The following is a 17,197-nucleotide window of genomic DNA, read 5'->3' as shown; positions in this document are numbered from 1 at the left end:
AAGCCCGATCAGGCGAGACAGGACACTATGCCCAGCCTTAACGAAATCCGCTCCACTTTCCTCAATTACTTCGAGCGCAACGGCCACCGGGTCGTTGACAGCTCGCCCCTCGTTCCGCGAAACGACCCGACGCTGATGTTCACCAATTCCGGCATGGTGCAGTTCAAGAACTGCTTCACCGGGGTGGAGAAGCGTGACTACAACCGGGCGACGACCGCGCAGAAATGCGTGCGCGCCGGGGGCAAGCATAACGACCTCGACAATGTCGGCTACACTGCGCGCCACCATACCTTCTTCGAAATGCTGGGGAATTTTTCCTTCGGCGACTATTTCAAGGACGGCGCGATCCCCTTCGCCTGGGAGCTGCTGACCAAGGATTTCGATATTCCGAAAGAAAAGCTGCTGGTCACGGTTTACCATACCGATGACGAGGCGGCGGAGATGTGGAAGAAAGTCGCGGGTCTGCCGGACGAGCGGATCATCCGCATTCCGACCTCGGACAATTTCTGGCAGATGGGCCCGACCGGGCCGTGCGGTCCCTGCACCGAGATTTTCTTCGATCACGGCGATCACATCTGGGGCGGCCCGCCCGGCTCGCCCGAGGAAGATGGCGACCGCTTCATCGAGATCTGGAACCTCGTTTTCATGCAGAACGAGCAGTTCGAGGACGGCTCGATGCGCGCGCTCGACATGCAGTCGATCGACACCGGCATGGGGCTCGAGCGGATCGGCGCGCTGCTGCAGGGCAAACACGACAATTACGACACTGACTTGATGCGCCACCTGATCGAGGCCTCGGCCAACGCGACGGATGGCGCCCCGGACGGGCCGGGCAACGTGCATCACCGCGTGATCGCGGATCACCTGCGTTCGACCTCGTTCCTGATCGCGGATGGCGTGATGCCCTCGGCGGATGGACGTGGCTATGTTCTGCGCCGGATCATGCGCCGCGCGATGCGTCACGCGCACCTGCTGGGCGCGAAGGATCCGGTGATGCACCGTCTTGTCCCCTCGCTGATCCGGGAGATGGGCGCGGCTTACCCCGAGCTTGGCCGGGCGCAGGCACTGATCGAAGAGACCCTTCTGGGCGAGGAAACCCGCTTCAAGACCACGCTCGATCGCGGGCTCAAGCTGCTCGATGAGGCGCTTCTGGACCTCCCCGAGGGGCAGAAACTGCCGGGCGAGACCGCGTTCAAACTCTATGACACGTTTGGCTTCCCGCTCGATCTGACGCAGGACGCTCTGCGCGAGCGGGATCGCGAGGTCGACACCGAAGGGTTCGACTCCGCGATGGAAGAGCAGAAGGCGAAGGCGCGCGCCAGCTGGTCCGGCACGGGTGAAGCCACCAATGCCGCGATCTGGTTCGATCTGTCCGAGAAACTCGGCGCGACCGAATTCCTCGGCTATGACACCGAGACTGCCGAGGGGCAGATCACCGCGTTGGTAACCGACGGTGCCGAGATCGACACAGCGACCGGCGAGGTTCAGGTCGTGGTCAACCAGACCCCGTTCTACGCTGAAAGCGGCGGCCAGATCGGCGATCGTGGTTGGATCGTGACCGACACAGGTAAAGCCGAGGTTACCGACACCAAGAAAGTCGCAGGCGTGTTCATCCATTTCGCGCGTGTGACCGAAGGCGAGATCGCCAAGGGGCAGGGCGCGAAGCTGGAAGTCGACCACGCCCGCCGCAGCGCGATCCGGGCGAACCACTCGGCCACGCACCTGCTGCACGAGGCGCTGCGCCGCACGCTGGGCGATCACGTGGCCCAACGCGGCTCGCTCAATGCCGAGGATCGTCTGCGCTTCGACTTCTCGCACAACAAGGCGCTCAGCCCGGAGGAAATCGCGAAGATCGAGCGCGAAGTGAATGAATTCATTCGCCAAAATACGCCGGTCGACACGCGGATCATGACGCCGGATGATGCTCGCGACTTGGGCGCGCAGGCGCTGTTTGGCGAGAAATACGGCGACGAGGTGCGCGTCGTCTCGATGGGCGAACTGGCCAATTCCGGCAAAGGTACGACCGGCAATGTCTATTCGCTCGAGCTGTGCGGCGGCACCCATGTGAAGCGCACCGGGGATATCGGTACTTTCGTGCTGACGAGCGAAGGCGCGTCGTCGTCTGGCGTGCGCCGGATCGAGGCGCTGACCGGCGATATCGCGATGGCCGAACTGCGCCGCCGCGACAAGCTGCTCACCGAGATCGAAGGGCTGATCAAGACCTCCGAGCAGGATGTGCTCGGGCGTCTGCAGGCGATCCTCGACGAGCGCAAGGCGCAGGCCAACGAGATCGCGCAGCTGCGTCGCGAACTTGCGATGGGCGGTGGTTCTTCCGGCGGCCCGGACGTAAGTGAAATCAATGGCTTGAAGTTCGTGCCTCAAGTGGTGTCCGGCGTGACCGGCAAGGACCTTCCCGGCATCGTGGACGAGTTGAAGGACAAGGTCGGCTCCGGCGTGATCCTCGTCGTCGCGGATGCGGGCGGCAAGGCGGCCGTGGCGGCTGGCGTGACCAAGGACCTGACCGAGCGTGTGAGCGCGGTCGACCTGGTGAAGGCCGCCGCGCAGGCTCTTGGTGGGAAAGGCGGCGGTGGCCGTCCCGATATGGCGCAAGCCGGCGGGGCCGATCCATCGAAAGCCGAGGAGGCCGTTGCGGCCGTGAAAACTTTGTTGGAGGAACTTTGATGGCAGGCGCATTCTGGATCGCCCATGTAACCGTGAAAGACGCCGAGGCGTATGGCAAATATGCCGAAGGCGCGGGGCCCGCGATCGCGAAACATGGCGGGCGGTTCCTCGCCCGCGGCGCGCGCTACGTGCAGCTGGAAGGCAATGACCGCGCGCGCAACGTGGTTGCCTGGTTCCCCTCGCTGGAGGCGGCCGAAACCTGCTACCGCTCCGACGACTATCAGGCGGCGCTGGCCCATGCCGAAGGCGCGGCCGAGCGCGATCTGGTGATCGTCGAGGCGATGGACGACGTCGAGTTCAAGTGAAGATCGTCGCGTAAATCGCTGATCAGAGGTCCGAAAAGGGGTGGCTGCGGCTGCCCCTTTTCGTTTTCGGGCGCGCGCAATTTTGCTCTGGACCTTTGGGCGGGCGACGGCTTATCTTCTCGCCATGACCACGAAGACCATCATCATCTGCTGCATTATCCGCTGACATCGTCACGCGGGCCGGTCTTCTCTTTCCAAAAACGACATGACCTTGTAAGCCCGCCGGCAGGTGCCGCCGACCCTTTGCGAGGACTTATGACCCAGATCCGTTTGCGCAATTCCCTGACCCGGAAGGTCGAGGATTTCCATCCCATCGATGCGAAGATCGTGCGGATGTATCTCTGCGGGCCGACCGTTTACGACCGCGCCCATCTCGGCAATGCGCGGCCCGTGGTGGTGTTCGACGTGCTCTACCGGCTGCTGCGCCACGTTTACGGGCCGGAACACGTCACTTATGTGCGCAATTTCACGGATGTGGATGACAAGATCAACGCGACGGCGCTGGCGCGCAAGGAGGCCGGGGCCGACGGGTCGCTGGAAGAACTGATCCGCGCGCGGACCGAGGAGACCATCGGCTGGTATCATGCCGACATGGATGCGCTCGGCGCGTTGCGTCCGGATCGGGAGCCGCGCGCGACCGACTACATTGGCGCGATGATCGCGATGATCGAGACGCTGATCGAAGACGGTCACGCCTATGCCGCCGAGGGCCATGTGCTGTTCCGGGTGCGCAGCTACAAGGACTATGGCGCGCTGTCGGGTCGGACTGTCGATGACATGATGGCGGGCGCGCGGGTCGAGGTCGCGCCCTTCAAGGAAGACCCGATGGATTTCGTGCTCTGGAAACCCTCCGACGAGGGGCTGCCGGGCTGGGAGAGCCCGTGGGGCAGGGGCCGTCCGGGCTGGCATATCGAATGCTCGGCCATGTCTTACGAGCTGCTGGGTGCGTCTTTCGACATCCATGGCGGCGGCATCGACCTGCAATTCCCGCACCACGAGAACGAGATCGCGCAAAGCTGCTGCGCCCATCCCGAGGGCTCATTCGCGAACTACTGGCTGCATAACGAGATGCTACAGGTCGAGGGCAAGAAGATGTCCAAGAGCTTGGGCAATTTCTTCACCGTGCGCGATCTGCTCGACGGCCATGACGGCGAGAAGGGTATTCCGGGCGAGGTGATCCGGTTTGTGTTCCTGCAGACGCATTATACGAAGCCGATGGACTGGACGGCGGAGAAGGCGCGGGCGGCTTTCACCCAGGTCGATTTCTGGGCAAATGAAATTTCGCCGGCTCATTGGATCATCGAAGAGTTTCAGGCCGATCCAATCAGGTTCACAAAGGTTTATGCTCCCGAGGCGATCGTTGAAGCACTCGCCAATGATCTGAATACCTCGCTGGCGCTTACGGAATTGCAGTCAATTACAAAGAGTCTGCATGGAATGAAGCGTGCGGCACTGACGAATGATGAGCTTGATAGCATTCTGCGTCAGCTTCTCGCGGGGGGGTATCTTTTAGGAATTGATCTGATTGGGTTCGACTTGCGCCAAGCTCCCAAAGTCGATCTCTCGGGCCTTGCTGACAAGCTCGCGGCTCTGCGGACGAATGCCATGGAGACCAAGGACTTCGCGCCGGTCGATGCAATGAAACAGGCGCTCGTCGCGGCAGGTGTCGAGGTGCGCATGTCGAAGGCCGGGGTGGAATTGCTGCCCGGACCCGATTTCGACCCTGCCAAGCTGGAGGGCCTGTGATGGCTTACGCAACGCAGGTTTGCCCCCGGCCCGAGGGTGGGGGCATCTTCGCCCCCGCCCTGGGGGGCGGGTCGGGGGCGAACCGGATCGCAAGCGATCCGGTGGTTCTTGGACCCTTAGGGCGCGGCCCGACGTGCCGCTGGGCGGAACGTAACCTCGACGGAGGCAACCAATGACCAAACAACGCCTCTATCTCTACGACACGACGCTCCGCGATGGGCAGCAATCGGCGGGCGTCCAGTTCTCGGTGCCTGAGAAGATCGAGATCGCCAAGGCGCTCGACGCAATCGGCATCGACTATATCGAAGGCGGCTGGCCCGGGGCGAACCCGACCGACAGCGATTTCTTCGAAGCGCGGCCCGAGACGCGGGCAACCTTCACGGCTTTCGGGATGACCAAGCGGGCAGGGCGCTCGGCCGCGAATGACGACGTTCTCGCGGGCGTGATGAACGCGAATACGCCCGCCGTCTGCCTCGTCGGCAAGACCCATGACTACCACGTCACCACCGCGCTAGGGATCACGCTGGAGGAGAACCTAGAGAATATCCGCGCCTCGGTCGCGCATATGGTGGCGCAAGGTCGCGAGGCGCTGTTCGATGCGGAGCATTTCTTCGACGGCTACAAGGCGAACCCGGACTATGCGCTGGAGTGCTGCCGTGCGGCCTTTGAGGCGGGCGCGCGCTGGATCGTGCTTTGCGACACCAATGGCGGCACGCTGCCGGGCGAGATCGGCAAGATCGTCGAGGCGGTGATCGCGGCGGGCATTCCCGGCGACCGTCTCGGCATCCATTGCCATGACGATACCGGCAACGCCGTGGCGGGCAGCCTCGCCGCGGTCGAGGCCGGTGCGCGCCAGATCCAAGGCACGCTCAACGGTCTGGGCGAGCGCTGCGGCAACGCGAACCTGATCACGCTGATCCCGACGCTTCTGTTGAAAGAGCCTTACGCGTCGACGCTCGACACTGGCATCAGCCATGAGAGCCTGCGCGGGGTCACCAAGCTCTCGCGCAAGCTCGACGATATCCTGAACCGGGTGCCGCTGCGCTCGGCGCCCTATGTCGGCGCCTCGGCCTTTACTCACAAGGCTGGTCTGCACGCTTCGGCAATCCTCAAAAATCCAGACACTTACGAGCATATCGATCCGGCTGTGGTGGGGAATACACGGCTGATCCCGATGTCCAACCAGGCCGGCCAATCGAACCTGCGCGCGCGGCTCAAGGGGATGGGGATCGAGGTCGAAAAGGACGATCCGCGCCTCGCGCGTATCCTCGATCTGATCAAGGAACGTGAGGATCAGGGCTATGCCTATGACGGCGCGCAGGCGAGTTTCGAGCTGCTCGCGCGTGCCGAACTGGGGCAGCTGCCGAATTTCTTCGAAGTGAAGCGCTACAAGGTGACGGTGGAGCGTCGGAAGAACCGCTACGACAAGATGGTTTCGATTTCGGAAGCCGTCGTGGTGGTCAAGGTCGGCGGCAAGAAGATGCTCTCGGTCTCGGAAAGTATGGACGAGCAGGGCCATGACCGCGGCCCGGTGAACGCACTCTCGAAAGCTCTGTCGAAGGATCTGGGCCCCTATCAGAACCTCATCGACGACATGAAACTGGTCGATTTCCGGGTCCGTATCACCCAGGGCGGCACCGAGGCCGTGACCCGCGTCATCATCGACAGCGAAGACGGCGCAGGCCAGCGCTGGTCCACCGTGGGCGTGTCGCCGAACATAGTCGACGCGAGTTTCGAGGCGCTCCTCGACGCGATGATCTGGAAACTGCTGCGCGACGGGGCGCATCCGGCATGAGCGATCTGGCCGCCTCCCTGCAAGCGTCAGCCGAGGCCGTGCGCCAGGGCGATCCCGATCGCTTCGCCGCGACGATGGCCGCGCCCGCCCAACTGCGCGACCGCCTCTGGCCGCTCTACGCCGCCAATCTCGAGATCGCGCGCGCGCCCTGGGCTTCGTCAGAGCCGATGGTCGCCGAGATGCGACTGCAATGGTGGGTCGATGCCCTCGAGGCGCTGTCCGAAGAGCGGGAGCCCCCGCACGAGATCGGCCCCGCGCTGGTGTCGGTCGCAGCGCCCGCCCGCCATCTGATTGCTGCCGCCGAGGCTCGACGCGCCGACTGTTGGCCCGAACCTTTCGACGATATTTCAAGCCTTTGGGCCTATCTCGACCAGACCGCCGGAGCGCTGTACTGGGCCGCTGCCGAGGCGCTCGGCGCGCCGAATGAGGCCGAGATCGCGGTGCGCAGTTTCGGCGCGGGCGCCGGGTTGGCGGCGCTTCTGCAGGCATGGCCCGACCTGGCTGCGCGCGGTCGTCCGCCACTCGCTGCGCCCGACGCTGCGACCTTGCGCCAGCTCGCGGCCGAGGGGCAGGCGCACCTCGAGCCCGCGCGCAAGCTGCGGCTCGGCGCCGCCAAGGCCGCGCTTCTACCGGGATGGCAGGCGAGAGCCGTCCTCGCGCGCGCGCACGGCTCAGATGACCCGCTCGCGCCGGGCGCATTGGTGCTGTCGGAATTCCGGCGTCGCTCGGGCCTTCTGCGCGCCGCCTTGCTTGGTGTCTGAGCGCGTCTGCATCGTAGAGCGCAGGAAATTTTCCGAAGTTAGAGGAATCTTCAACTCTTCGCCGGATGGTGACCGCGATTGCCCCGATCTGTCGGGTCGCTGCCGCAGTTCGCCGGAGGACGTTGATGCGCTTTTTCGACAATCTCAAACTCGGATTGAAGTTACCGCTGATGCTGGTGGCGATCGCAATGGTCGCACTGACGATCATGGGAATTTCTGCCTATCGCACCGCGCACGGGTTGCTGGAAAGCGAGGGGAGGCAGCGTCTCGGGCGGACGCTCGAGGCGCGCGCGGCGCTGGTGGAAGACTGGGCGCAGCGGCTTGCTTCCAACACGCGCACGATCTCGGCCAATCCCGACACGGCCCGGGCGCTTTACGAGTTCACAAGAAGCGTTGACAACCTCGACTCCGCGGCGATCGATAGTTTGAGAAACGGGACGGCCGAGGCCGGCGCGTCCGCGGGCGAAGTGAGCGGCCCTCTGCGGGACTACCGCCTGCTGCAGGACCGCTATGGCCCTGTGATCGAACAGATTTTTGCTGAGCATGGATTGGACGATCTTTATCTGGTCGATCGCGACGGTCGCATCGTCTTCGCGGTTCGTGATCACGCCGCGATCGGCCACCCCCTCAGGGACGAGCCCGCCGGCCTGAAGGAGGCCGCGACAAAGGCTTTGGACTGGTTGAACGCGCCGCGGCGCATGGTGTCGGCAAGCACCGTCGCCGTGCCTCCGCCGCATTTCAACGCCGGCGAGGGGCGGTTTTTCGCAGCGCGCCCCGTGCGCAGCGGCACCGGCCTCAACCTCGGAGCGGTGGTCTTGCAAAAGCCCATGACACAGCTTGGGCAGATCATGGCCAACCCGCGCGGCATGGGCGAGACCGGGGAGGGGTTCCTGATCGATGCGGAAGGTCGGCTGATGAGCGACCTTCGCTTTCCTGACGCCGCACCGAAGCCGGGGGAGGCTTTGCCCGAGGGGACCCTGAATGCCGTGAAACAGGGGCAGGATGAAGTGACTTCGCTTTCGGGGCACCCGGCAATCGAACGAACATTGGCGCTCACCCTGTTCGATGAACCCTATTGGGCGGTCGTGGAACAGGACAGGGCAGAGCTTTTCGCGCCAGCTACGTCGCTCGCCCGCTCGATGCTTTTCAATGCGTCCTGGCTCATCCTTCTGCTTGCGGCGCTGTCGACCTGGATGGCGCGATCTGTCTCCAATCCCCTTAAAGGACTTGAGAAGTCCATCCGCAAGATTAGCGAAGGGGATTACACCGGTGAGATCGTGCAGACCCGTCGCGGCGACGAGGTCGGCGCGATCGCCTCGGCGCTGAGCAACCTGCGCGATGAGCTCGATCGTGCCGAAGCCATCCAGCGCGAGGCGACCCGACAAGGCGCAGCCTTTGCGAATGCCTCCGCCGCGCTGATGATCGTCGATCAGGATTTCCGCATCACGCATGTTAACCGTGCGCTGGTAGAACTGGTCGCATCCCGGATCAAGGAGTTTCGCGTCGTCAGTCCCGACCTTGATCCCGACGGTCTCGTCGGCCGGTCGATGGACGACTTCCATGCGGAGCGGCATCACGCGCGTGCGCTGCTCGATGATCCCGGCAAATTGCCGCTTCATGTCGATATCAAGGTCGGTGATGGCCGTTTCGGAGTCGACGTCACCAATTTTGTCGATGCCGACGGCAATCAGGCCGGTTTTGTCGTCGAATGGCAAGATGTCACCGAGCGTCGCATGAAGGATGCGCTCGTTTCAGCCATCGAGCGTGGCCAACTCGTTTGCGAAACGGATCCTGCGGGCTTGGTGACGCGAATGAACGCAAATATGCAGACGCTCCTTGGAGCGCAGGCGCAAAACCTGACAGGGCAGCCGCTGAAGGAATGGCTGAGCCCTATCGATGGCAGCGATCCTTGGCCCACGGTCGCCGCCGGGCAGTCCGTGATCGCCCGATTCACGATGCGCGCCCCGGAGGGAGATGCCTACCTGCTCGACGGCACGCTGAATGGGATCTCGGACAAAGCCGGTCGCTTGATGAAGATTTTTCTCATGGCGAATGACGTGACTGCGGCAGAGACCGCTCTCACCGCCGCGCAGAACCGCAACCTTGCAATGCTGGAGGCGCAGAAATCGGTGGTCGAGTCCTTGCAGGTCGGCCTTGCCGCCCTCTCGCGGGGCGACCTGAGCCTGACTCTCGACATGGAGTTCACCGAGGAATACGAGGCGCTGCGCAATGACTTCAATGATGCAGCGCGAAATCTCGCTGCAGCAATCGAAACCGTGATAGACAACGCGGCGGCTATCGATACCGAGGCCCGTGAGATCGCGTCGGCTTCTGACGATCTCAGTCGCAGAACCGAACAACAGGCCGCCACGCTCGAAGAAACGGCTGCCGCGCTCGATGAATTGTCATCGTCTGTCACAACCTCGGCGCAAGGGGTGGCCGAAACGGATCGCGTGGTCTCCGAGGCCCGTAATAGCGCCGAGACATCGGGCGAAGTGGTGAAACAGGCAATTCAAGCTATGGGCGAGATCGAAACCAGCTCGCTTCAGATTTCCAAAATCATCGGCGTGATCGACGAAATCGCGTTCCAGACCAACCTTCTCGCACTTAATGCCGGCGTCGAAGCTGCGCGCGCGGGTGAAGCGGGGCGCGGCTTCGCCGTCGTCGCCTCAGAGGTGCGTGCCCTCGCGCAGCGCTCTTCGGAGGCCGCTCGCGAGATCGATGCCCTGATCACCGCGTCGAGCGAACAGGTTACGCGCGGCGTCGGCCTCGTCCATGAAACCGGTCGCGCCCTCGAGGGTATTCTCGGCGCGGTGATGGACATTTCATCGCGCGTTTCAGAAATAGCGGGCGGCGCGCGTGAACAGGCGGAAGGACTCAAGGAGATCAATACCGCGGTCAATCAGCTCGACCAGGTGACCCAACAAAACGCTGCAATGTTCGAAGAAACCACAGCGGCGAGCCACGCCTTGACCACAAACGCGACTTCACTGCGCGACATCACAGCGCAATTTACAGTCAATACGCAGTCACTCTCGCCGCCTGCGCGCGAGCGCTCCGAGTTGTCGCAAGTAACATCGAACGAAAAAGACGGGAACGTCGAGCTTTCGCGCGCGGTCGGGGACACGACGCCGCGCGCCGCCAGCTTTACAGCCGAAGACTGGGAAGAATTTTGAGTTCGCGCGAGGGAAAACCAATGCCGGATGATTTTGCTTCCGCCAAACGGGTTCTCATCGTCGATGACTCCGCTACGATGCGTAAGCTCATTCGGGCGCGCCTCGCGACGGACCGGCGGCTTGTCGTGGTCGGCGAGGCGGCAGACGCGTTCGAGGCACGCGAAAAAATAAAAATGCTTTTGCCCGATGTGATCACGCTCGATGTCGAGATGCCGCGAATGAGCGGTCTCGTCTTCCTCGAACGCCTCATGCGTTTACGGCCGATCCCCGTGGTCATGGTGTCGACAGAAACACATAAAGGATCGCGTGCGGCAATCGAAGCGCTCGCCCTCGGCGCGATTGACTGCGTTGGAAAGCCTCGGTTCGGTAATCTCGAAAGAAGTTTCGAAGTGCTTCCGGAAATTCTTCTCGCAAGTGCGAACGCGCGACTACCTCAAAGAGCGCGTGATCGCGCCGCGATTACACCCGCGCGAAACTTTCGGTGGGACGGTCAAATCGTGCTTATCGGTTCCTCGACCGGTGGTGTCGACGCGCTTGAGACGATACTGAAAGGGTTTCCCGGGAATTGCCCTCCCACCCTCATCGCGCAACATATGCCGGAAAGCTTCCTAGCGAGCTTCGCCGAACGACTCGATCGCATGATAGCGCCAAACGTTCGCCTCGGCATGACGGGGACGTGTCTTGAGCAAGGTCATGTTTATCTCGCGCCTGGTGGCGCAACGCATCTCACGGTTCGAAACGCGAAAGCTCCTGAACTCGCATTGATCGAGAGCGAGAAGCGAAACGGGCATCGCCCGTCAGTGGATGTGCTATTCGAATCTGCGGTCGAGATAGCGGCGAAGGCGGTCGCTGTTTTGCTCACCGGTATGGGAAGGGACGGGGCGGAGGGAATGTTGCAACTTCGCAGAGCTGGAGCACATTGTTTCGCCCAAGATGAAGCGACATCGATCGTTTTTGGAATGCCGCGTGCTGCTCTTGAACTCGGAGCCGCGTCCTACTCGGTTCCGCTGCAAGAGATTTCGCAAGAAATTCTGACTAGATCTGCTCAGATTTCCGCGCCGGAAGGCAAGGTGGGTGGTACATGAGCGCCGTTGCTTCAGGTCGGCCAATCCACATTTCGCAAGGTGAGTTTCTTGTCGCAGGAGCGGGAGCGCAATCTATCACGACCATCCTTGGTTCCTGTGTGGCCTGCTGTCTTTACGATGGGAAAGCGCGTGTCGGCGGAATGAACCACTTTCTCTTGCCAGATACCACCGGCTCAACTTTTCAAGCGGCAAGCTTTGGTGTGAACGCAATGGAACTGCTGATAAATGAACTGATCAAGCAGGGTGCGCAACGTGGTGACCTTTGCGCGAAGCTCTTCGGTGGCGCGCGCATGGTCAATGGACTATCGGATATCGGATTGAAGAACAGCAAGTTTTCAATCGAGTTCCTCGCCAAGGAGGGTATCCCCTGTGTCAGCCAAAGCCTAGGGGGCTCGCAAGCGCGTCGGATAGTGTTTTGGCCTGACACAGGGCGAGCGCGCCAGAAGCTGCTCGGGGATGCAAAGGTTCTTGAACGCGAGATTGCACCAGCGCCGTCTCTCGACATCGAGTTGTTCTAGTACGTCAGATGAAAAACCCGTTGCCTTCCTTCGTAGTTCGGGCATGGCTTAATTGAGTCTCAAAATGTATTCGGAAGCTCAGCTACTTCAAAACCAACTGACGTCACCGTCAGTGGCGCGTTTTTGAAACTCGGCAAAATTCTCGGGATCGAGAGCTGCTGCAAGGTCTTGAAGCCGAAGTGAGGCAAAAACCGTGTCTGCGTCGCAGGCGAGGTCCGGCGATATCTGCTCAGAGAGCTTGTTGACGAACGCCCCGAGGTCTTCAAGAGATTGACTTATGAAATCAATGCTTTGAAGCTCACGAACGATATGCGGCGAGAGATCGCCATCAATCACGCTTGCTGAAAGCGTTTTCTGGAGTGAAACCGACAAGCGAGCGAGCGTTTCCAATTCTCGCCCGACGCGTGCGGTGATGTCTCTGACTGAGAGTTGGCGGGCGTATTGCCGCATTACAAACGTCCCACGACGGCTTCGATACACGCTTTCAGTTCGGGCGGGGTGAATGGTTTTTTGATGAAGTTGTTCATTCCAAGACGTCGGCCAGTCTCGATGATTTCGCGATCGGCTCGTCCGGTGATCAGGATAAATCCTAGCCCCTTCGTGCGTGCGTTCTTTCGCATTGCCTGAAGGAACTGCAAGCCGTCCATTCCGGGCATGTTGTAGTCAGAGATCACAAGATGAACGGGCTTGGCTTCGAGGCTCTGAAGTGCGCTTTGACCGTCGGTCGCGTATCCGACCTGTCGAATTCCCATCGCGTCGAGCGCTTGCATAATGAGACCTCGACTCGTCGACATGTCGTCGACCACGAGGATACGCAATTGGTCTCTCAATGCCATGAAGTCAGATCCTGCTGGTTCGATTAGTCAGTTGATAGGTCGTGACGCCTGCGGTTCGGAGATTCGAGTGTTTCCCGTCCGTTACCCGTTCAGAATGGCCAACAAAGAGGTATCCCCCTGGTGTCAGCTGTTCTTCGAACCGCTCCCAGAGCAGGGCCTGCGCTGCTGGCGCGAAGTAGATGACGACGTTGCGACAAAAAATCACGTCGAATTTTCCGCGCATTGGCCAGCGGTCGTGGAGATTGAGTTCACGGAACTGCACAAGACCGCGAAGGTTCGAGGCAACTTGATAATCTTCGCCTTCCTTTCGAAAATATTTTTTGCGCAGGTTCTCTGGCACCGCCTCAAGCGCAGCTGCGGGATAGCTCCCCTTCGCGCCCTGTTCGATCATGAGAGGATCGATGTCGGTTGCGAGAATACGCAGGTTCAGGGTCGCGAAATCGGGAGCGAGCTCGGCGATTGTCATGGCGATCGAGTAGGCTTCTTGACCGTTCGAGGATCCCGCTGACCACAGACGAACGCGGCCTCCGCGGCGGGCTTCTTCCAGGAGGGGGGGGAGCACTACTTGGCGCAGTGTCTCGAAGTGGTGGTTCTCGCGGAAGAAATGGGTGACATTCGTCGTGAGAGCCGAAACCATGCGACGGCATTCGTCGCGCCCCCCCCTCGGAGCTCACGAGCGCAATATAGTCCTTGTAGGTTGCGAGCCCCAAGGCCCTGAGCCGTTTAGCAAGACGGCTTTGGACCATCGAGGTTTTGCCGGGCGCGAGCACAATGCCCGTCGTGTCGGAAAGGAGCTGTGCGATCGCTCTAAACTCCGCCTCTGTCGGCGCGACTTGCCCCAATGTGGACTGCGGAGCGTTCATGCGGCCTCGATCGCCTCTTGCGGGAGTACGGACGTGAGGTCGAGGATCCGGATCATTCGGCCTTCGACGATCGTGAGCGCAGAAATGTAGCGTTGCGAGATGTCGGCGTTGAGATCGGGCGGAGGTTGCATCTCCGAACGGGGGAGGGCGAGGATGTCGGAGACCGCGTCGACAAGGAGTCCTGCAGTTTGCCCGCCGACCTGAACGACGATTATAACATTGCGAGCATCGCCTGCGACCGGTTCCATTCCCAGGCGAACGGAAAGATCTACAACGGGCAGAACCGTGCCACGCAAGTTGATCACGCCGCGTACGAAGGTGGGCGCGTGGGGCAGTGGGGTGGCGCGGGTCCAACCGCGGATCTCGCGAACCGACATGATGTCGACGCTGTATTCCTCTTCGCCCAGACGGAAGGAGAGGAGCTCGACTTCGGCGGCTTCAGATTTGGACGAATTGTCTTCGGTCATGGCTTATCCTGCGAGTGAGAGATCGATGGCGCGGGTGTTGCCCGAGGCGGTTTGCACGAGATCGGCAGGGTCGAGAATGAGCGCGATCTGACCATCGCCGAGGATTGTCGCCGCAGCGACGCCCGGAATGTGACCGTAGGACTGCTGTAGGCCTTTGATCACCACCTGCCGTTGCTCGAGTATTGAATCGACGACAAGTGCGGATCGGGCGCCGTCTTCCTGAGCTGTGAGCAGGACGACATCTCCGCTATAGGAGTTTTTCGGGTCTCGGTATCCGAGTTCCGCGCCGAGATCGAAAAGGGGCACGAAGGCACCGCGCAGGTGGATCACATTGGTCGATGGCCCGAGTGCGCGGATGTCTTCACTCGTTAGCGTGGCCGTTTCAAGGATCGACGAGAGAGGCACGACGAGGGTTTCTCCGGCGACGTTGACGACCATGCCGTCGAGCACGGCGAGTGTCAGCGGCAGGGAAATCGAAAAGCAGCTGCCTTTGCCGGGGGCGGAGGTGATCGAGATTCGACCGCCGAGGGATTGAATCGAGCTTTTGACGACGTCCATGCCGACGCCCCGACCTGAAAGCGCCGAAACCTGATCGGCGGTGGAGAAGCCGGGCAGGAAGAGCAGGTTGTCGATTTCGCTGTCCGAGAGTTGGGCATCGGCGGCGATCAGGCCTTTTTCGACGGCTTTGCCGAAGACTTTCTTGCGGTTGATGCCGCCGCCGTCATCGCTGACTTCTATGACGACCCGGCCGGAGCGATGGTGGGCCGAGAGGGTGACGATGCCTTCGCGTGGTTTGCCTGCGGCCACGCGCGTGTCCGGGGCTTCGAGACCATGATCGACGGCGTTGCGGATCATGTGGGTGAGTGGATCGGCGAGGCGTTCGATGACGGTCTTGTCGACCTCGGTGGTCTCCCCTTCGGTCTTGAGGCGGACATCCTTTCCGATTGCCGAGGAGGCCTCGCGAACGATCCTGGCCATTCGCTGGAACAGCGGTTTGACCGGCTGGGCGCGGATCATCATTACGCTGTCCTGGATGTCGCGAGTGAGCATCATGAAAGCTTCGAGCCCAGTATTTACGGCTGAATTGGGCGGAAGCCCGGCTTCGGCGACGGATTGGGCGAGCATCGCTTGGTTGATCACCAATTCGCCGACAAGGTTCACCAGACGATCGATACGCTCGATGTCGACGCGCACTGTGGCACCGTGTTCGGCGGCCGGCGCGGGGGTGGCGGCGGCTGCGGGCTGCGCAGCGGTTGGCTTCGCAGTCTCAGCTTGATGCCCGGTGGGGGACGGATCGGCCTTGCGCGAGGGGGGGGCGGGCTCGGCCTCGGCTCCCTCTTCCGCTCGGGGAGGGGCGGCGTTTTCCGAACTCTGCGCCTCCGTTTCAAGATCTTGGCCGTCGTCTTCCTCTTCGTGGGCGTATTCGCGCAGTTCGCTATCGATGTCGGGGAGCCCCGCGGGGGGCACTTCGGGTGTTTCTAGTGTCGGGGAGATATCGAGCTGACAGACATCTTCGACGAATTCGAAGACCTCGCGAATTTCGTCTTCTCCGATATCCCCGGTGATCTGTACCGACCAGCCGAGATGGTTCTCCTCGGCGTCGAGCGCGTCGAGCGACGGGACCGCAGTCGTGTCGGTCACGACGGAGATATCTGCAATATCGGAAAGGGCTCGCAGGAGTTGGAGCGGTTCGTTGCCAGAGGCGTAGAGAGCGGTATCCGGGCGGAACTCCAGGTTGAAGCCTGACGGAGGTGCTTCCACCGGCGCGAAATCGAAGTCGAGATCGAGCGCAAGACCCATAGGTTGGAAATCTGAAACCTCATCGTCTTCCGCTTCCGCCACGCGCTCTGCCCCGCTCTCGCCCAAAAGCGCTTCGAGAGACTGTAGACACGCCTCGGCGGTTGCGGGTTCAGGTGAGCCTTCGCGGGCGGCATGGATCTCGTCGGTGAGCAAATCGGCCGCCTGAAAGAATAGTTTCACCGCTTCGGGCGTGAGGGCGAGCCTGCCTGAGCGCAGTTCGTCCAGCACGGTTTCGAAGCGATGGGCGAAAGCGACCAGCGCATCGAGGCCGAAGGCGCCGGCGCCGCCCTTGATCGAATGGACCGCCCGAAAGACGACGTTGATCGTTTCGCCATCGTCGGCCCCTTCGTCGAGGTCGGAGAGCGCGTCTTGCAGGCTTTCGAGCAGCTCTTCGCATTCGATGAAGAAGGACGCTTTGATTTCTGCCATCGGGTCGGACATGTCGCGCTCCTTATCCGGCAACCATGTTGAGCGCCTTGACCAGCTTGGTCGGGTCGAAAGGCTTCACGATCCAGCCGGTCGCCCCGGCGGCGCGGGCGCGGGCTTTCAGCTCTGCCGCGGATTCGGTGGTGAGGACGAGGATCGGGGTGGCGCGGTGGCGTTCCTGGCCGCGCACAGCCTCGATGAAGCCGAACCCGTCGAGGCGCGGCATGTTGATGTCGGAGATGATCGCGTCAGGCTCCAGCCCGTCGAGAACCTCCAGCCCGTGCACGCCGTCTTCGGCGAGATAAAGCTCCATCCCGGCGTGTTCGAGGGTGAGTTTGAGCATGTCGCGAATGGTGCGGCTGTCGTCGACCGCGAGGACTTTCAGGGTCATACGGCCTCCGCATCCGGCTGATGTTGCAGATCGGCGCGCGAGAGGCCGAACCGGGCGAGCGCGCTGTCGAATGCCTCGGAACTGGACGTGATCTCGAGGCGATGGCCCGCGCCTCGTGCGGTTTTCGCCGCGGACACCAGCAGCTGTAGCCCAAGCGCCCCGAGATGGGTCACGTTGGAGGCATCTAGCGCGACGTCCTGCGTCGCCACGCATGTCAGCGACTCATGCAGCGAGCGCACGGTCGCAAGATCGATCCGGTCGGGCAGGGTAAGCGCAGTCATGGCGCCACCGGAAAGTCACGAAGGCAGGGCGTACGCATCGGCAACCTCTTTCAAACACATCCGTG

Annotated in this window: 15 protein-coding genes; 8 read left to right on the top strand and 7 right to left on the bottom strand. The window is 61.8% G+C overall.

The features are described from left to right. The first annotated feature begins 27 nt into the window (after positions 1–27). The 8 genes from alaS (at position 28) to B6V75_RS02840 (ending at position 12,068) form a co-directional block, all read left to right on the top strand. Entirely contained in the window at positions 28–2,682 is a 2,655-nt protein-coding gene (gene alaS, locus B6V75_RS02875) for an alanine--tRNA ligase (RefSeq protein WP_088718657.1), read from the top strand. After that, on the top strand, positions 2,682–2,987 hold the full coding sequence (locus tag B6V75_RS02870; protein ID WP_075776494.1) for a DUF1330 domain-containing protein: 306 nt from the start codon (positions 2,682–2,684) through the stop codon (positions 2,985–2,987). The genes alaS and B6V75_RS02870 overlap by 1 nt, the downstream gene beginning before the upstream one ends. A 255-nt stretch (positions 2,988–3,242) precedes the next feature. Continuing rightward, positions 3,243–4,733 carry a cysteine--tRNA ligase gene (gene cysS / locus B6V75_RS02865; protein ID WP_088718656.1) on the top strand — a complete coding sequence of 497 codons (1,491 nt, stop codon included), beginning with the start codon at positions 3,243–3,245 and terminating at the stop codon, positions 4,731–4,733. 172 nt (positions 4,734–4,905) lie between these two features. Continuing rightward, positions 4,906–6,528: a citramalate synthase gene (gene cimA, locus B6V75_RS02860; protein ID WP_088718655.1), complete on the top strand. Its 1,623-nt coding sequence runs from the start codon at positions 4,906–4,908 to the stop codon at positions 6,526–6,528. Then, positions 6,525–7,289, top strand: coding sequence for a squalene/phytoene synthase family protein (locus tag B6V75_RS02855; RefSeq protein WP_088718654.1), 765 nt, complete (start codon positions 6,525–6,527; stop codon positions 7,287–7,289). The genes cimA and B6V75_RS02855 overlap by 4 nt, the downstream gene beginning before the upstream one ends. A gap of 125 nt (positions 7,290–7,414) precedes the next feature. Next, positions 7,415–10,465 carry a methyl-accepting chemotaxis protein gene (locus B6V75_RS02850; RefSeq protein WP_168174425.1) on the top strand — a complete coding sequence of 1,017 codons (3,051 nt, stop codon included), beginning with the start codon at positions 7,415–7,417 and terminating at the stop codon, positions 10,463–10,465. Positions 10,466–10,485: 20 nt separating this feature from the next. Then, positions 10,486–11,550 carry a chemotaxis response regulator protein-glutamate methylesterase gene (locus tag B6V75_RS02845; RefSeq protein ID WP_088718652.1) on the top strand — a complete coding sequence of 355 codons (1,065 nt, stop codon included), beginning with the start codon at positions 10,486–10,488 and terminating at the stop codon, positions 11,548–11,550. Then, entirely contained in the window at positions 11,547–12,068 is a 522-nt protein-coding gene (locus tag B6V75_RS02840) for a chemotaxis protein CheD (protein WP_075776489.1), read from the top strand. Before B6V75_RS02845 ends, B6V75_RS02840 begins: the two co-directional genes overlap by 4 nt. Before the next feature lie 87 nt (positions 12,069–12,155). Here the strand turns inward: B6V75_RS02840 and B6V75_RS02835 are convergent, their stop codons facing one another. The 7 genes from B6V75_RS02835 to B6V75_RS02805 all read right to left on the bottom strand — a co-directional run bounded on the left by B6V75_RS02835 (position 12,156) and on the right by B6V75_RS02805 (position 17,132). After that, positions 12,156–12,518 carry a hypothetical protein gene (locus tag B6V75_RS02835; RefSeq protein ID WP_088718651.1) on the bottom strand — a complete coding sequence of 121 codons (363 nt, stop codon included), beginning with the start codon at positions 12,516–12,518 and terminating at the stop codon, positions 12,156–12,158. Further along, on the bottom strand, positions 12,518–12,904 hold the full coding sequence (locus B6V75_RS02830; protein WP_075776487.1) for a response regulator: 387 nt from the start codon (positions 12,902–12,904) through the stop codon (positions 12,518–12,520). Before B6V75_RS02830 ends, B6V75_RS02835 begins: the two co-directional genes overlap by 1 nt. Before the next feature lie 4 nt (positions 12,905–12,908). Next, positions 12,909–13,541 (bottom strand): protein-glutamate O-methyltransferase CheR, encoded by a 633-nt coding sequence (locus B6V75_RS02825; protein ID WP_206198464.1) that lies wholly within the window; start codon positions 13,539–13,541, stop codon positions 12,909–12,911. 222 nt (positions 13,542–13,763) lie between these two features. After that, positions 13,764–14,234: a chemotaxis protein CheW gene (locus B6V75_RS02820; protein WP_088718650.1), complete on the bottom strand. Its 471-nt coding sequence runs from the start codon at positions 14,232–14,234 to the stop codon at positions 13,764–13,766. Between the two features lie 3 nt (positions 14,235–14,237). After that, positions 14,238–16,475 carry a chemotaxis protein CheA gene (locus B6V75_RS02815; protein WP_088718649.1) on the bottom strand — a complete coding sequence of 746 codons (2,238 nt, stop codon included), beginning with the start codon at positions 16,473–16,475 and terminating at the stop codon, positions 14,238–14,240. A 10-nt stretch (positions 16,476–16,485) separates the two neighbouring features. Then, positions 16,486–16,851 (bottom strand): response regulator, encoded by a 366-nt coding sequence (locus tag B6V75_RS02810; protein WP_075776484.1) that lies wholly within the window; start codon positions 16,849–16,851, stop codon positions 16,486–16,488. Further along, positions 16,848–17,132 (bottom strand): STAS domain-containing protein, encoded by a 285-nt coding sequence (locus B6V75_RS02805; protein ID WP_075776483.1) that lies wholly within the window; start codon positions 17,130–17,132, stop codon positions 16,848–16,850. The genes B6V75_RS02810 and B6V75_RS02805 overlap by 4 nt, the downstream gene beginning before the upstream one ends. Positions 17,133–17,197 lie beyond the last annotated feature (65 nt).

Origin of the sequence: Thioclava sp. F1Mire-8 (genome assembly GCF_002213165.1) — a bacterium.
Taxonomy (GTDB): domain Bacteria; phylum Pseudomonadota; class Alphaproteobacteria; order Rhodobacterales; family Rhodobacteraceae; genus Thioclava; species Thioclava nitratireducens.
The sequence above is the reverse complement of the archived record's forward strand: the minus strand, read 5'-3'. Positions and strand labels throughout refer to the sequence as shown.

Coding starts and splice junctions, on each gene's coding strand:
- B6V75_RS02815 (WP_088718649.1), bottom strand. CDS start 16,475: ATGTCCGACCCGATGGCAGAAATCAAAGCGTCCTTCTTCATCGAATGC.
- B6V75_RS02830 (WP_075776487.1), bottom strand. CDS start 12,904: ATGGCATTGAGAGACCAATTGCGTATCCTCGTGGTCGACGACATGTCG.
- B6V75_RS02820 (WP_088718650.1), bottom strand. CDS start 14,234: ATGACCGAAGACAATTCGTCCAAATCTGAAGCCGCCGAAGTCGAGCTC.
- B6V75_RS02850 (WP_168174425.1), top strand. CDS start 7,415: ATGCGCTTTTTCGACAATCTCAAACTCGGATTGAAGTTACCGCTGATG.
- B6V75_RS02805 (WP_075776483.1), bottom strand. CDS start 17,132: ATGACTGCGCTTACCCTGCCCGACCGGATCGATCTTGCGACCGTGCGC.
- B6V75_RS02855 (WP_088718654.1), top strand. CDS start 6,525: ATGAGCGATCTGGCCGCCTCCCTGCAAGCGTCAGCCGAGGCCGTGCGC.
- alaS (WP_088718657.1), top strand. CDS start 28: ATGCCCAGCCTTAACGAAATCCGCTCCACTTTCCTCAATTACTTCGAG.
- cysS (WP_088718656.1), top strand. CDS start 3,243: ATGACCCAGATCCGTTTGCGCAATTCCCTGACCCGGAAGGTCGAGGAT.
- B6V75_RS02845 (WP_088718652.1), top strand. CDS start 10,486: ATGCCGGATGATTTTGCTTCCGCCAAACGGGTTCTCATCGTCGATGAC.
- B6V75_RS02835 (WP_088718651.1), bottom strand. CDS start 12,518: ATGCGGCAATACGCCCGCCAACTCTCAGTCAGAGACATCACCGCACGC.
- B6V75_RS02825 (WP_206198464.1), bottom strand. CDS start 13,541: ATGGTTTCGGCTCTCACGACGAATGTCACCCATTTCTTCCGCGAGAAC.
- B6V75_RS02870 (WP_075776494.1), top strand. CDS start 2,682: ATGGCAGGCGCATTCTGGATCGCCCATGTAACCGTGAAAGACGCCGAG.
- B6V75_RS02840 (WP_075776489.1), top strand. CDS start 11,547: ATGAGCGCCGTTGCTTCAGGTCGGCCAATCCACATTTCGCAAGGTGAG.
- cimA (WP_088718655.1), top strand. CDS start 4,906: ATGACCAAACAACGCCTCTATCTCTACGACACGACGCTCCGCGATGGG.
- B6V75_RS02810 (WP_075776484.1), bottom strand. CDS start 16,851: ATGACCCTGAAAGTCCTCGCGGTCGACGACAGCCGCACCATTCGCGAC.